This window comes from Streptomyces sp. NPDC028305 (assembly GCF_055569495.1).
Window position 1 is genome coordinate 1,126,478 of sequence record NZ_JBVHTN010000002.1, and the last position, 14,580, is coordinate 1,141,057.

Annotated in this window: 6 protein-coding genes; 3 read left to right on the top strand and 3 right to left on the bottom strand. The window is 75.4% G+C overall.

Annotation, left to right across the window (positions count from 1 at the left end; translation table 11 throughout):
- Positions 1-49 precede the first annotated feature (49 nt).
- Positions 50-4,549 carry a beta-ketoacyl synthase N-terminal-like domain-containing protein gene (locus ACZ4WQ_RS11070; protein WP_468022183.1) on the bottom strand — a complete coding sequence of 1,500 codons (4,500 nt, stop codon included), beginning with the start codon at positions 4,547-4,549 and terminating at the stop codon, positions 50-52.
- A gap of 53 nt (positions 4,550-4,602) precedes the next feature.
- On the bottom strand, positions 4,603-11,850 hold the full coding sequence (locus ACZ4WQ_RS11075; protein ID WP_468022168.1) for an SDR family NAD(P)-dependent oxidoreductase: 7,248 nt from the start codon (positions 11,848-11,850) through the stop codon (positions 4,603-4,605).
- Between the two features lie 328 nt (positions 11,851-12,178).
- Between ACZ4WQ_RS11075 and ACZ4WQ_RS11080 the strand changes: the two genes are divergently transcribed.
- The 3 genes from ACZ4WQ_RS11080 (at position 12,179) to ACZ4WQ_RS11090 (ending at position 13,943) form a co-directional block, all read left to right on the top strand.
- The gene (locus ACZ4WQ_RS11080) at positions 12,179-12,556 is read left to right on the top strand and encodes a hypothetical protein (RefSeq protein WP_358848690.1); all 378 of its coding nucleotides are present in this window, start codon (positions 12,179-12,181) and stop codon (positions 12,554-12,556) included.
- A 243-nt stretch (positions 12,557-12,799) separates the two neighbouring features.
- A complete protein-coding gene (locus tag ACZ4WQ_RS11085) occupies positions 12,800-13,330 on the top strand; it encodes a TerD family protein (RefSeq protein ID WP_468022169.1) in 531 nt (176 codons plus the stop codon).
- Between the two features lie 136 nt (positions 13,331-13,466).
- Positions 13,467-13,943, top strand: coding sequence for a nucleoside deaminase (locus ACZ4WQ_RS11090; RefSeq protein ID WP_352132449.1), 477 nt, complete (start codon positions 13,467-13,469; stop codon positions 13,941-13,943).
- A gap of 9 nt (positions 13,944-13,952) precedes the next feature.
- Here ACZ4WQ_RS11090 and ACZ4WQ_RS11095 read toward each other — a convergent pair whose 3' ends face one another.
- Positions 13,953-14,579, bottom strand: a complete 627-nt coding sequence (locus tag ACZ4WQ_RS11095; RefSeq protein ID WP_468022170.1) for a TetR/AcrR family transcriptional regulator — start codon at positions 14,577-14,579, stop codon at positions 13,953-13,955.
- Position 14,580 lies beyond the last annotated feature (1 nt).

Sequence of the window (14,580 nt, forward strand, 5' to 3'; positions counted from 1 at the left end):
ATCTCCTTCACGGTTTGTGTTCCGGCGGGTCGCCGACCGGTCGGTTTCCTCACTCGTCGTCCGCCGGGCCGGTCGTCCAGGCCACGACGTAGTCCCTGCGCGGCAGCCCGGGAGGGTTGGCCGTACGCGCGCTGCGCACCCGGTAGCGGTGCGGCGGCCGCCCGGCGGCCGTGGCCGCCTCGACCAGGAGCCGCTCCGGGTCCGCCGCGTCGAGCACGGTGACGTCCGGCCCATGGCCCCTGCTGTCGACGCCCTCGGCCTTGGCGACCGCCTCCTTCGCCGCGCGCAGGGCCGCGGCCTCTTGCGCGGCGGCGTTCTGTCCGGTGATCTCCTCGATATGGATGCCGGGGCCCGGCCCGGAGTCCTCGCGTCCCGGCGGGCGCGGCACGACCAGGGCCACCCCGGCCTCGGCCCGGCTCGCCAGCGTGACGTCCAGCGCGGGCAGCGTCCGGCCGTGCGCCCCGAGGACGTACGGGCGGCCGCGTGCGTCCTCGTGCACCTGGATCTCGGCCGGGAAGACCGGCCCCGCCCCGCGCGCCCAGAGCCACTGCCGCACCGCGTCCTTGGCCGCGATCCGGCCCAGCAGCCACTGGCGTCGCCCGCGCGGGGCCTGTCGCTCGTACTCCAGGCGCTCGGCGCCGCCCAGGTGGTTGCGCATGATCAGGTCACGGGACGCCAGGTCGGGCCAGCGCTCGTGGAGCAGCACCCAGCCGCCGGGACGCGGCTGGGAGAGCGCGTTGAGTTCGGGGAAGCGCTCCACCGGCCGGGTGCTCGGATGGTTGTCGAAGCGGCGGTCCTGCCAGCCGTCGATCCGGGCCCACACCTGTCCGTCGACGAGCAACTGGACATCCGCCTCCAGCGTGGTGTCGGTGAGCGAGACGATCCGGATCACGCACTCCACCGGGGTACCGGGGCGCGGGTGCGGTCCGAAGAGGCGTATGTGGCGCATGCCGACGGGGAAGACCACGGTCCGCTCGGTGCGGGTGGCCATGAGCCAGTAGCCGAGGAGCTGGCCCACATTGTCCAGCAGCGCGCCGGGCGCGGCGGGCGTGGTGATCGTGCCGCGTACGCGCGAGGCGCCGATCGCGGTGATCTCGCTGACGCCTTGGAACGCCGGGCCGTGGAACATCCAGCGCTCGCCGTAGAGCTGGGCCGCGGTGTGGGCGGGGGCGTGTTCGGTGGCCGGGTCGGCGGGCCAGGGGGCGGGGCGCGGGCGCGGGTGGCGGGGCGCGAGCTCCACCGTGGCGTGGGCGCTGTGGCCGAAGTCCACGGCGAGCCGGTCCGGGCCGTCGGGCGACGGCGCCACGGTGATGGGGACCTCGGCGGGCGGCGCGGCGGTCACCCACCGGCCGAACCGCGAGCCGTGCACCGCGACCGCCCGCCGCCCGGGGGCGGCCCGCTCCGCCGCGTCCATCAGGTGGCCGACGATCGTGGTCGCCGGGACGACCGGCCACCGGTCGGATTCGTCGGGCCAGCCCGGGCGTTGCCGGAAGAAGCAGTGGTCGCGCAGGTACGGCATGGTGGCGGTGGACACCCGCAGCACGGTGCGCCAGGTGTCCGGGGTGGGGAGTGTCGGCGGTGTCGGGGCCGGTGGCGGCGGGGGCGGAGTCGGTGGTCTGCCCGCGCGGCCCGCGACGGCGATGAGCTCGGCGGCGGCACCGGCCGTCTCCCGGAGCAGCGCGCCGAGCTCCGCCGCCACCGGAAACCGCCCCGCCACCGTGTCCAGCGCGGACACGGCGTCCGCCCGGACGGACCGCTGCGGACCGGGGGCGGCGGAGGCCAACTCGCGGCGCAGCCCGGTGAGGCGCCCCTCGTCCAGGGAGATCAGCGCGCCGCCCAAGTCGAGCCGTACCGGCTTTGCCGCCGAGGCGGACGGCGCGGTGGCGGGGCGCGGCAGGGACGGGTCCACCCGGGCGCCCTCCACCCACAGGGCGGTGGCGACCCGGCGCAGCTGGGCGACGCCGTCGCGGTGCGGCGAGCCGGCGGCCACCGCGAGATGTTCCGACCCGTGCAGCGTGTCGCCGATGAGCGAGGCCAGCTGTCCCGGGCCGACCTGCACGAAAGCCCGGAAGCCCGCCTCGTACAGAGCCTTCGTCAGCAGCCGGAAGCGGACCGGTTCGAGCAGATGCCGGACGAACAGCTCACGCACGTCGGCCTCGTCGGGCGGATAGGGCGCCGCGGTCGTCCCCGACCAGATGGGCACGCTCGGCGGGAACAGTTCGAACCGCTCCGCGGCCGCTCTGATCGGCCTCAGGTAGGGCGCCAGCATCGGGGTGTGGAAGCCCGACTGAAAGGGCAGGACGTGCCCGATCACCCCCTCGGCGCGCAGCCGTCGCACGAACACGTCGACATCGGCGTGCGGCCCGCACACCATCGACTGGCTCGGCGCGTTGTCGTGGGAGAGCACGACCCGGCCGTCCGTGCCGCCCATGCCCTCCGCGAGCGCGGCCAGCACCCGCTCGGCGGGAGCGCCCAGCACGCCGAAGGCCAGTCCGGGCACGCGCAGCGCGTCGGGGTCGAACGAGCCGAGGAACTCATCGACCGCGGCGCCGGAGTACAGTCCGGCGGACACCATCGCGGTCCATTCGCCGACGCTGTGTCCTGCCACCGCGTCCGGCACGACACCCATCCGCCGCAGCGCACGGTCCAGCAGCCGGCCGACGGCGAAGACGCCGACGCCGTGGCGGCCGATGTCACCGACCGCCGCGCGGCCGTCGGCCGCTCCGACGGTGGCGGGGGAGAGGCTGAAGTACTCGGCGACGCCGTCCACCCGTGGCGCGAACTCGGCTTCCAGGCCGGGGAAGACGAACACAACCCGCCCCTCGCTCAGGAGCGGAGCGGGCGTGAACCACACGTCGTTGCGCCCACGCCACGAACCGCCCTTCGCCACCACGCGCCGCGCCAGCGCCAGCCGCTTGGCGGTCGGCCCGACGATCCCGAGCCTCGCCCGGCCCGCCGCGGGCGCGGTGGCCCGCAGCGTCGCGTCGTCCGACGCCAGCCACGCGGCCAGCCGCTCCGGCGTCTCGGCCGCCAGCGCGAGTACGCGCTCCGGCTCGGTGACCTCGACCCTGGACGTGCCGGGCGCGGCGGGGCCGGTGGCCACCGCCTCGGCCACCGCCGACGGCCTGGGCCCTCGGCCCGCCGGGAGCGGCTGAGCGGCCCCCAAAGGGGCCTGCTCCAGCACCACATGCGCGTTGATCCCGCCGAACCCGAACGCGTTTACTGCCGCGCGGCGCACCCCCGCCCCCGGGCCGGTCTCCCACGGCTCCGCCGTGGCGATCGTACGGAAGCGCGTCGCGGCCAGGGACGGGTGCGGGTCGTCGCAGTGCAGGGTGGGCGGCAGCAGTCCGTGGTGGAGCGCGAGGGCGGCCTTGACCAGGCCCGCCACACCGGCCGCCGGCATGGTGTGGCCGATCATCGACTTCACCGACCCGATCACGGCGCGGCCGGCGCCGCCGTCGGCCGCGGGGCCGAAGACCTCCGCCAACGTGGCCAGTTCGGCCGCGTCACCCGCGGGGGTCGCGGTGCCGTGCGCCTCCAGCAGGCCGAGCGAGCGGGGCTCGCGCGGATCGAGCCCGGCCGCGCGCCACGCCTGTCGTACCGCCCGCGCCTGGCCGCCCGGGTCCGGGGCGGCCAGGCCCGCGGCGCGTCCGTCGCCGGCCACCCCGGTGCCCCTGATGACGGCGTACACCCGGTCGCCGTCCCGTCGCGCGTCGGCCAGCCGTTTGAGCACCACGACGCCGGTGCCCTCGCCGATCAGGATGCCGTCGGCCTCGCGGTGGAAGGGGCGGATGCGTTCGCTGGGCGAGAGCGCGCGCAGTTGCGCGAAGACGCTCCACAGGGTGATGTCGTGGCAGTGGTGCACCCCGCCCGCCAGCATCACATCGCACCGGCCGGAGGCCAGCTCGCCCACCGCTTGGTCGATGGCGACGAGCGAGGACGCGCAGGCGGCGTCCACGGTGTAGGCGGGGCCGCGCAGATCGAGCCGGTTGGCGACCCGTGAGGCGGCGAGGTTGGGCACCAGGCCGATGGCCGCCTCGGGGCGGTCGGGGCCCAGGCGCTCGGTGAACGCGGTCCGCACTCGCTCCAACTGGTCGGCGCCGAGGCCGGGCAGCAGCTCGCCGAGCGTGCGCACCAGCTGGTGGGCGGTGCGTACCCGCTGATCGAGACGGACCAGACCGGGCGTGAGATAGCCGCCGCGGCCCAGCACCACCCCGACCCGCCCCCGGTCGGGCAGCCGCTCCTCGCCCCCCGCGTCGGCGACGGCCGCAGCCGCGACACGCAGGGCGATCAACTGGTCGGGCTCGGTGCCCGGTACGGAGGCGGGCATGATCCCGAAACGGGTGACCTCCACCTCGGCCAGCCCGTCGACGAACCCGCCGCGGCGGCAGTACACCCGGTCGGCGGCGGCCGGGCCGCGCCCGCTCCCGGGGGCGTAGAACTCGGCGTCCCACCGCTGGGCCGGGACCTCGGTGATCGCGTCGACACCGGCCGCGAGGTTGTGCCAGTACGCGGGCAGATCCGGCGCGCCGGGCAGCAGGACGGCCATCCCGACGATCGCGACGGGCGGTCTGCGGCCACCGCCCTCGTCGTACGCCACGGTCACCAGCCCGACGCCGTGTAGACGACGGCCCGGTCGGACTCCTCGCCCCAGGCGAGTTCGCGCAGCAGCGCCAGCGCTCCTTCGTCGGGGTCGATGAGTTCGACGCCACGCCTCGCGTAGTCGCGGGCGAGCGCGGGGCCGACCATCCCGGCGTGTGCGCCGGTGGGCGCCCAGGGGCCCCAGTGCACGGTCAGGGCCCGGCGGCCGGTGCGGGCCGCCCACCGCGCGCCGATGGCCTCCAGCGCGTCGTTGGCCGCCGCGTAGTCGGCCTGGCCGCGGTTGCCGAGCACGGCGGAGACGCTGCCGAAGAGCACCACGAACGACGGCCCTCCGTGTCCTCCGTGTTCTCCGTGTCCTCCGGCCGGTCCAGCCGTCGACAGCTCCTCCAGCGCGTCCAGGAGCGTACGCGCGCCGCCCGCCTTCGTGTCGAACACCCGCTGGAAGGACTCGGCGGACTTCTCCTCGATCAGCCGGTCCTCGATCACCCCCGCCGCGTAGACGACACCGTCCAGCCGGCCGTGGTCGGCGTGGATCTCCTTGACAGCCTGGCGCACCGCGTCGGGGTCCCGGAAGTCGACCGACCGGTAGCGGGCCCGGGCCCCGAGATCGGTCAGCTCCCGCAGCGTGGCGGACACTTCCCGCCGCGCCAGGATCCCGGCCGCCTCTCGCTGGATCTCGGCGGGTCCGCGGCCGCCCCGGGCGGCGAGCGCCGCGCGCAGGGCGGCCTCGTCCCGGGCTCCGGCGGTGGCCGGGTCCTCGGGCCCGGCGGGTACGGGGGTGCGGCCGAGCAGTTCGATACGGCAGCGGGCGGCCGCCGCGAGGGTCGCCGCGCACCGGGCGGTGATCCCCCGCGCCCCGCCGACCAGCACGATCACCGAATCGCGGCCCAGGCCGAGGGCCGCCGCCTCGGCCGCCCCGTCCCCGGCGGGCCCCGCGCCCGAGGCGCCGAGGACGCCCAAGTCGCTCTCCACGAGCTCCAACCCATCGCGTCCGTCGGCGGTGCGCAGGACGACGGGTGGGTGGTCGGGGGCGAGCACCTCGTCCAGCAGCGCGTCGGCGACGGCGTCGGGAGAGGCCGCGGCGGGGAGGTCCACGACCGTGGCGGCCGTCTGCGGATACTCCCTGGCGACGGTGCGGAACAGGCCGTGGAGTCCGGCCGTTCCGACGTCGAGCGGCTCCGCTCGCCGCGCGGCCAGCAGCCACCGCGGCCCGCGCGCCAGGGCGGCCCGCAGCGCCGGGAACGCGGCGGGCAGTACGGGCGCGCCGGTGCCGGCGGACGGCGGGAGCAGGATCACCCCGTCAGGGGGCACCTCGTCGCGGTAGCCGGGGGACGGTCCGTCGCCCTCGGTGAGAAGCGGGTCGCCCGAGAGGGCCACGGCCTCGGCCCCGTACGTCCGCAGCCGCCCGCCGACCGCCTCGGCCACGGCCTCGTCACCGCCCAGCAGCACGAACCGCTTGCCGGACAGGACGGCCGAGAGCTCGCCGGCCGGCACGGTCCCGGTCAGAGGCACGGCCCGCATCCGCATCCGCTTCGGCGCCACGCCCCTGACGGAGTCCGTGGTCCCGGCTGTGCGGCCGATGGACCTCGGAGCGGTGTCCACGGGCGGTTCGCCGAACGAGACCGTGGCGGCGGCCGGTTCGGCGGTCTCATCGCGCGCGGTGCCGGGGGCACCGGTCGCCGCCGGGCTCCCCGGCGCCGCTTCGGCGGTCAGCCGGGGGGTGAGCCAGGCGGTGACCGCGGCGGTGGTACGGGCCTTCGTCAGCTCTTCGAGCTCTTCGTCCGCGAGCGCGGCGGCGCCGTCGCCGCCGGTGCCGCCCACACCCAGGCGCCCCGCCAACTCGCCCGCGATCTCGGCCCGTTTGATCGAGTCGATGCTCAGATCGGCCTCAAGGTCGAGATCCGGCTCGATCATGTCGACCGGGTATCCGGTGCGTTCGCTGATGATCTGCGCGACCATCCGCGCCACCTCCGCCTCGGTGACCGCCACCGGCTCGGCGGGCGCGGGCGCGGTCGGCATCGGCCCCACGGCCTCGGGCGCCGCGACCCCCGTGGCCGGCACCGGCACGGACGGCGTTGCGGGGGCCGGGGGCGCGGCAGGCCTGGCGTCCGGCGTGGCTCCGAGATGGGTGAGGAGCACATCGCGCTGGGCCGCGACCATCTCCCGGCTGGTTCTGAGGAACTCCAGGATCAGTGCGTCCCGGTCCGTCTGGCTCACCGTCGCCTCCACGACACGTCGGGCCGGCGCCAGCGCGCCGGGCAGGAGTTCCCCCGCGGCGGTACGGACCAGCTGGCCGTCCACCGTCCAGCCGGGCCGCTTCGGCGGTGTGGCGCGCCCGGCGTCCACGGCGTCACGGCCGCGGAACATCCAGCCGGTGCGCACCGGCAGCCCGGCGACGGCGAGTTGGGCCAGGGCATCGAGAAAGCCGTACAGCCCGCGCGGACCGCCGCCGACGCCGCCGCGGTCGACGCCGGGTGCGCCGCCGTGCCGTCCCTCGAAGGCGACGGCGCGGTGCGGGCGGTCGCCGAGGATCTCCCCGACCAGCCGGGTGAGCACGCCCCCCGGCCCCGCCTCGACGAAGACCCTGGCCCCCGCCTCGTACATGGCCTCGATCTGCTCGACGAAGCGGACCGGCGCGCCGATCTGGGCCGCGAGTTCCGCGCGGATCGCGTCCGGTTCGGCGCCGTGCGGGGCGGCGGTGCGGTTCGCCCAGACCGGGTACTCGGGCGGGCGCAGCGGCTGCCGGCCGAGGGCCTCGGCGACCCGGTCGCCTGCCGCGGCCACCAGCGGGCTGTGGAAGGCGCAGGCCACCGGGAGCCGCTTCACCGGATGCCCGGCCTCCCGCAGCAGCCCGACCGCGGCGTCCACCTCCCGCCGCGGGCCCGAGATCGCGGTCTGGGCGGGCGCGTTGTGATTGGCGGCTACGACCCGGTCCGCGAGACCGCCCCGGCGCAGCACGCGCTCGACGTCCTCGCGGCTCGCGGCCACCGCCGCCATAGTGCCCGGCTCCGGCCCGGCGGCCTGGGCGGCGTCCAGGATCGCGGACGCCCGCTCGGCGCTCAGCTCCAGCAGCGCGGGCGGGTCGAGCACACCAGCCGCGCACAGCGCGACCAGCTCCCCGTAGCTGTGCCCGGCGGCCATGTCGGGGCGGACTCCGGCCGCGGTGAGCAGCGAGTGGGCGGCCAGGCCGACGACGCCGAGCGCCGGCTGGGCCACCCGGGTGTCGGTGATCCTGGCCCGCTGCGCGTCCCGTTCCGGCTGGTCGAAGGCGGCCGGCGGGTGGAGGACGGCGGTGTGGGTCCGGGCGAGCCGCGCATGGCTGTGGAGTTCGGGGAAGGCGACGAAGAGGCTGGCCAGCATGCCGGGGCGCTGGCTGCCTTGCCCCGGGAACAGAAAGGCCACCTTGCCGGGGACGGGGACGGGGACGGGGTCTCGCCCCGCGCCGTCGTCGGCGGATGGGTCACCACCGCCCTCCGCGTCGGCCCGCCCGGCCGGGCCGTCACCGCCCTCCGGATCGCCTGGACTCTCCTGGCCGGTCAGACCCTCCCGATCGGCCGCGTCGGCCGGCCCGGCCAGATAGATCCCCGCGGCCGGGTCGTGTTCCCCGGCCAGGACCCGGCGCAGCCGCGCCGCCAGCCCGGCGGGCCCGTCCGAGGCGGTGGCCACCACTGCCGCCCGGACCGGGCCCTGACCGGCTTCGGCGCGGTTGGCGGCGGCGAGGGCGAGGTCGCGCAGTCGCCAGGGCGACGTCCCCGTGCCCTCGTACGCCTCGGCGAGCGCCAGCGTCTCCTCGACGGCGCGGAGGGCGGCCGCCCGGTCGGCGCCGCGGAAGGTGAACAGCTCGGCGGGCCATGCGTCCAGGCCGTGGGCCGGGGGCGGCCCGGCGTCGTGGGCGGCCAGGACGACATGGAAGTTGGTGCCGCCGAAGCCGAACGCGCTGAGCCCGGCGATCCGCTCCGCGGGTGGCGTCACCCAGGGGCTCGCCTCGGTGTGGAAGGCGAAGGGGCTGCTCTTGGCGTCCCAGGAGGCGTTGGGGTGGCGGAGTTGCGAGGTGGGCGGCTTGACGCCGGTGTACAGGGCGAGCGCGGTCTTGACCAGCCCGGCCAGCCCCGCGGCACATTTCGTGTGCCCGATCTGGGACTTGACGGAGCCCAGCGCGCAACCGCCGGCCGGGGCCCCGGCGGCGGTGAACACCTCGGTGAGGATGGTCAGCTCGGTGCGGTCGCCGACGACCGTGCCGGTGCCGTGCGCCTCGACGAGACCGACGTCGGCGGGGGAGACCCGGGCGTTGCGGTAGGCGCGCTCCAGGGCGGCCCGCTGGCCCTCGGGCCGGGGCGCGGTGAGCCCGAGCGACCGCCCGTCGCTGGAGCTGCCCACGCCCTTGATCACACCGTAGACGCGGTCGCCGTCGCGCTCGGCGTCCGCCAGCCGCTTGAGCACCACGCACGCGACGCCCTCGCCGAGCGCGATGCCGTCCGCCGAGGCGTCGAAGGTGCGGGAGCGTCCCGTCGGGGACAGCGCGTGCACGGAGGAGAAGAGCATGTAGTCGTTGATGCCGTTGTGCAGGTCGGCGCCGCCGCACAGCACGAGGTCGCTGGTGCCGGTCAGCAGCTCCTTGCAGGCCACGTCGACCGCTGCCAGCGAGGAGGCACAGGCCGCGTCCACCGTGTAGTTGGCACCGCCGAGGTCGAGCCGGTTGGCGATCCGCCCGGCGATGACGTTGGCGAGCATCCCGGGGAAGGAGTCCTCGGTCAGCTCGGGCAGCTGCTCGGCCAGTGCTGGGGGCACGGTGTCGAGGTAGGACGGCAGCACGGCGCGCAACGTCTGGGCGTTGGACAGATCGCTGCCCGCCTCGGCGCCGAAGACGACCGACGTACGGGACCGGTCGAAGGCCCGGCCACCCGTACCGCCGGGGCCGCCCCGGTCGCCCCCGGGGCCCGGCTCGTATCCGGCGTCCTCCAGGGCGCGCCGCGCCGCCTCCAGCGCCAGCAGCTGCACCGGCTCGATGCTGCCGAGGGAGGCGGGCGGGATGCCGTAGCGCAGCGGGTCGAAGGGGATCGGGGGCAGAAAGCCGCCCCATTTGGACGCGGTGGCGCCGTCCTGGTCGGGGGCGTAGTGGACGGCGGGGTCCCAACGCCCGGCGGGGACTTCGGTGACGGCGTCGACGCCGCCGACCACATGGGCCCAGAAGGTGGCGAGGTCGGGGGCGCGCGGGAACATGCACGCCATCCCGACCACGGCCACGTCCAGCGGCGCGGGGGCCTCCCGCTCCGCCCGCCCGGACGGGACCACGCCCAGGCGCTCGCGCAGCGCGGCCGCGGAGTGGTGGAAGAAGTCCGCGGCGGCCGGGGCGACGGAGTGGTGCAGGGCTGCGACGGTGGTGACGGCCGAGCGCAGCACCGCCACATCACCAGCCATGAACATGCCATCCCGGTATTGGCGCTCCTCACCGACCGCCACCAACTCGCCGCCCGGGTCGCGTTCGACACCCTTGCCGGCGATCCGCAGCCGGCCGACGTTGAGCCGCTCCAGCCGCTCCCACACCTGCCGCTGCGGAACGCCCTCCTCGCGCAACCGTTCCCTGACGGCGCCGAACTCCTCGGTGAACGGGCTGGGGACACAGCGGGTGGCGTGCCCCGGAGCGGTCTCCAGCAGCGCGGTGCCCCTCGCCGCGACCACCTGGCGCTGGAACAGCGGCTGGACGGCGCCGTGGGCGACCGCCTCCTCGGTGAACAGATACGCCGTGCCCATCAGAAGGCCGACGCGGACGCCGCGCCGGGTCAGCGGGGCGGCGAGGGCGGCCACCATCGCCGCGGACCGCTCGTCGTGGACGCCGCCCGCGAAGAAGACCTCGACCGGGGCCGCCCCGGCACCGCCGGCTTCGTCGCGTTCCGTCTCGTCCAGGAAGTCCTCGATCACCGAGATCTGGGCCTCCCACAGCGGGAAGCTGTTCCGCGGGCCGACGTGCCCGCCGCACTCGGACCCCTCGAACACGAACCGGCGGGCGCCGGACCGCAGGAACTGCCCCAGCAGCCCCGGCGAGGGGACATGCAGAAAGGTGGCGATCCCCGCCCGTTCCAACGCCTCCGCCTGGGCGGGCCGCCCGCCCGCGATGATCGCGTGGCTGGGACGGATCTCCCGCACGGCCTCGAGCTGGGCCTGTCGGATCTCCTCGGGGGCGAAGCCGAGCACCCCCACCCCCCACGGCCGCCCCGGCAGGGCGGCCGCCGTCTCCGCCAGCATGGCGCGCGCCCGCTCGCCCTCGGCGAGGGCGAGCGCGAGAAACGGCAGAGCGCCCTCGGCGGCGACCGCCGAGGCGAACCCGGCCCGATCGCTGACCCGGGTCATCGGTCCCTGCGCCACCGGCAGCCGGGTGCCGAGCGCCGCGCTCATCGGGGAGCCCGGCCGCAGCGCGGAGGCGGCGTCGTCGTCGCGCACGGCATCCCGCACGGCCTCGGCCACGGCGCGCACGGCCCGGCCCACGTCGCCGTGGCGCTCGGCGAACCGCGCCGCCAGAAAGCCGTCCTGGCCCACCGGCAGCGGCCGGGCGCGCGGATCACGGCCCCGGCGGCGCAGCACGCGATGGCCGTCGACCACGGTCGTCTCCGAGCCGTCCAGGGAACGGAGCGCGGCCGCCGTCTCCTCCGGCACCCCCGACTCGGCCAGCAGCGCGAGTTGGATGTCCAGCACCACGCCCGCCGCCCCGCCGACAACCGCCGCCGCGGCCGTGTGGGTGCCGATGCCGCCACAGGCCCACACCGGGAGGGACACCGCCGACTCGGCGAGCAGTTGTTGGAGCAGGACGAACGTGCCGAGCGCCCCGACCCGGCCACCGCTCTCCCCACCCCGGGCGATCAGGCCATGCGCCCCGGCCCGTACGGCATCCAGAGCCTCGTCCAGGTCCGTGACCTCGACGAGGACGCGTTGGCGGCCCGCACAGTCGGCCACCGCCCAGGGGGAGTCCGCGGCGAGTACCACCGTGTCCGGGCCCGCGCCGCCACCGGTCCGGAGTGCCGACAGGTCCGCGGGCGTCAGCCGGCAGCCGGGGCCGATCCGCACCCCGTACCGGCCGTCGGGGGCCCAGCCCCGGAGGCGTTCCAGCGCCTCGCGGGCCCGCCGGTCCCCGGCTCCGAGATCCAGGACCCCGAGCCCCCCGGCGCGGCCGACCGCCGCGGCGAGCCTGGCGTCCGGGCGCCCGAGGGGAGTGACGCCGATGACGAGGTCGCCGAGCCGGGCAGCAGATCTCATGGCTTCTCCGAAAGCATCGGCGGAGCTGGGTAAAGGGAGATCGTTTCCGGCAGGTGCATCGAAGGTACGGCTTCGGATTTCCGCCGGGTGCGACGCGAGGGATGAATTACACGACGCCTCTGATGGAACGTCAAGAGCGAAGCTACTGCCGGGTTCGTGATCGAGCCGAATCGGTCGGCGTGGGCAAACCGTTCGCTCACGACAAACAAGGACAGAATCCCCATCCGTGTGTCAATCATCGATTTCCATTCGATGAACGGGCCCATTCGGCCACATGGCGAGGCGCCCCGGCCGCGGCGCCGCCGAACGGGGGATATAGGGTGCCCGGGTGCGCTGGAAAGATGAATCCGGAACCAAGTGGCGGCTGCGACAGCAGAGGTTGGCCTGGCCGCGCCGGGTCAAACCGGAGGCGGCGTTCGAGCACGCCCCGAATCTGGGCGACGACCCGATCTCCGGCATCATCGCCCTGCCCTTCCTGCTCGTCTTCGTCGTGCTGCTGCCCTTCTGGCTGGCCGAGCTCCTGCTGCGGCTGTTGCTGGCCCCCTTGGTCGCCGTGCTCCGGCTGGCCGGCGTCGTCCCCTACCGGCTCAAGCTCTACAAGGCGGGGCGGAGGACCGGGTCATATTCGGCGCATGGCCACGGCGAGCTGGTGCGGCTGCGTTGGCAGCTCGCCGAGACATGGGGCCGGCCCGGGGGCGGTCGCTGACCTCCGGTACGGGGGCGTCCCGTCCGGCACGGGAGCCGGCCGCCGGTACGGGAGCGAGCCGCGGTGCCGGTGGGCCGGGCAGGGCGCGTGGGCAGCGGCCCGGCCGTGGGGGCTCGCCGTGTTCCGCCGTTCGCCGCGAGACACCGCTGATAAAATCCCAACTCCGTTGCTAGGCGCGGGATTGAGGTGGCGGGTTTCCATCGCAAGGGAATTCCGTCGTCCCAATTCCGGGAAGGGGATTCAGTGACCGGTCTCAACAAGGGCCCGAGTAAAGTCCAGGTGTCGCTCCGGTGGGACCCCAGCCCGTTGGGGGAGCCGCCGCACGATCTCGACATCGTCGCGGCGACCTACAACGCGGGGGACCCGTACGGGGAGCCGGCGTACCTGGTGCACTTCGACCGCCGGTCGCCCGACGGCACCATCACCCTGAACAGGGACAGCCAGACCGGCCAGGGCTACGGCGCCGACGAGGTCATGACCCTGGAGCTGGAGCGGCTGTCCACCTCCTACACCCGGGTGGTGGTGGGCGTGGCCATCCAGCAGAGCGGCGGCCCGAAGACCTTCGGTGATGTGGCCAACTGTAGCTTCCGGATAGCCGAGGGGATCACCGAACTGGTGAACAGCGGTTTCGTCGGCGCGCTGGGCGCCAAGGCCGCGACGATCGCCGAATTCACCCGGCACGACTCGGGGGAGTGGGAATTCCGTGAGGGGATCCGCGGGTTCGACGCAGACCCGGAGGAATACTCCGCGCTGATGGGCAAGGACTATTCCTGACCGACGGCTCCCCGCCGACCGTGCGTGGCGGGAGCTCCCGGCCGACGGTCCCTGACGGGGCGGCACCTTCCCGGATGCGTTCGGGCGCGGTCGGGTTCTATCCTGCCGCTGAAGATCACTTCCTGGGGAGGCCACCATGGCGAACGACGCGGACCTGCGCCATCTGCACCGCTGTGTGGAGCTGGCGACCGAGGCGCTGGAAGCGGGCGACGAGCCGTTCGGTTCGGTGCTCGTCGCCGCGGACGGGGCGGTCCTGTTCGAGGACCACAACCATGTGGCGTCCGGTGACCACACCCGTCACCCCGAGTTCGAGATCGCGCGCTGGGCCGCGGCCAACATGACCCCCGAGGAGCGGGCCGCGGCCACGGTCTACACATCGGGCGAGCACTGCCCGATGTGCGCCGCGGCCCATGGCTGGGTCGGGCTGGGCCGCATCGTGTACGTGAGCTCCTCCGAGCAGCTGGCGGGCTGGCTCGCCGGCCTCGGGGTCCCCGCGCCTCCCGTGCGGACCCTGTCCATCCGGGAGGTCGTCCCGGGCGCCGTGGTGGAGGGCCCGTTCCCCGCCCTCGCCGAGCGCGTACACGAACTGCACCGCCGCTTCCACGGCTCCTGAAACAGCTCCTCAGCCGAGGAGTTCGCGGGCCAGCGCCTCGCCCCACCACCGCTCGACCCGCTCGGGTGACCAGCCGCGTTCCACGGTGAGCACGGTGTAGACGTCGATGTTGCACACGGCCGCGTAGACATCGACCGCGGACCGCACGTCCAGGCCGTGCCGGAGCACTCCGGCCGGCCAGGACGAGAACACCTGCACACGGGTCTCGTCCCCCCGCGCGCGGCCGTCGCGGTAGACCGCCGCCAGCTCCGGCTCGGCGCGGCCCGCTTCGCGCACCAGCGCGATGACGTCGCCCGCGCGCTCGAACAGCCGCCGGTCATAGGCGGCCATCGCCGCCAGCTGGCGCGCCGGGTCGGCCGCCGGGTCCTCCAGCTCCGCGAGCATCCGCGACGCGTCGGCCGACAGGTCGGCCGCGTCGGCCAGGGCCCGGGTGAGCCCCGCCTTGTTGCCGTACGCCGCGTAGACCGTCGGCACGGAGACCCCCGCCTCGCGCGCCACGTCCCGCACGGTGGTCGCCGCCCACCCCTGGGAGACGAACAGCCCACGGGCGGCGCGGGCGATGTCCGCCCGGGTCTGCTGGGCCTGTGTCGCGCGGCGCACCGAGTCATAGCGACGCCGGTTCGGCTCTGTGCTCATG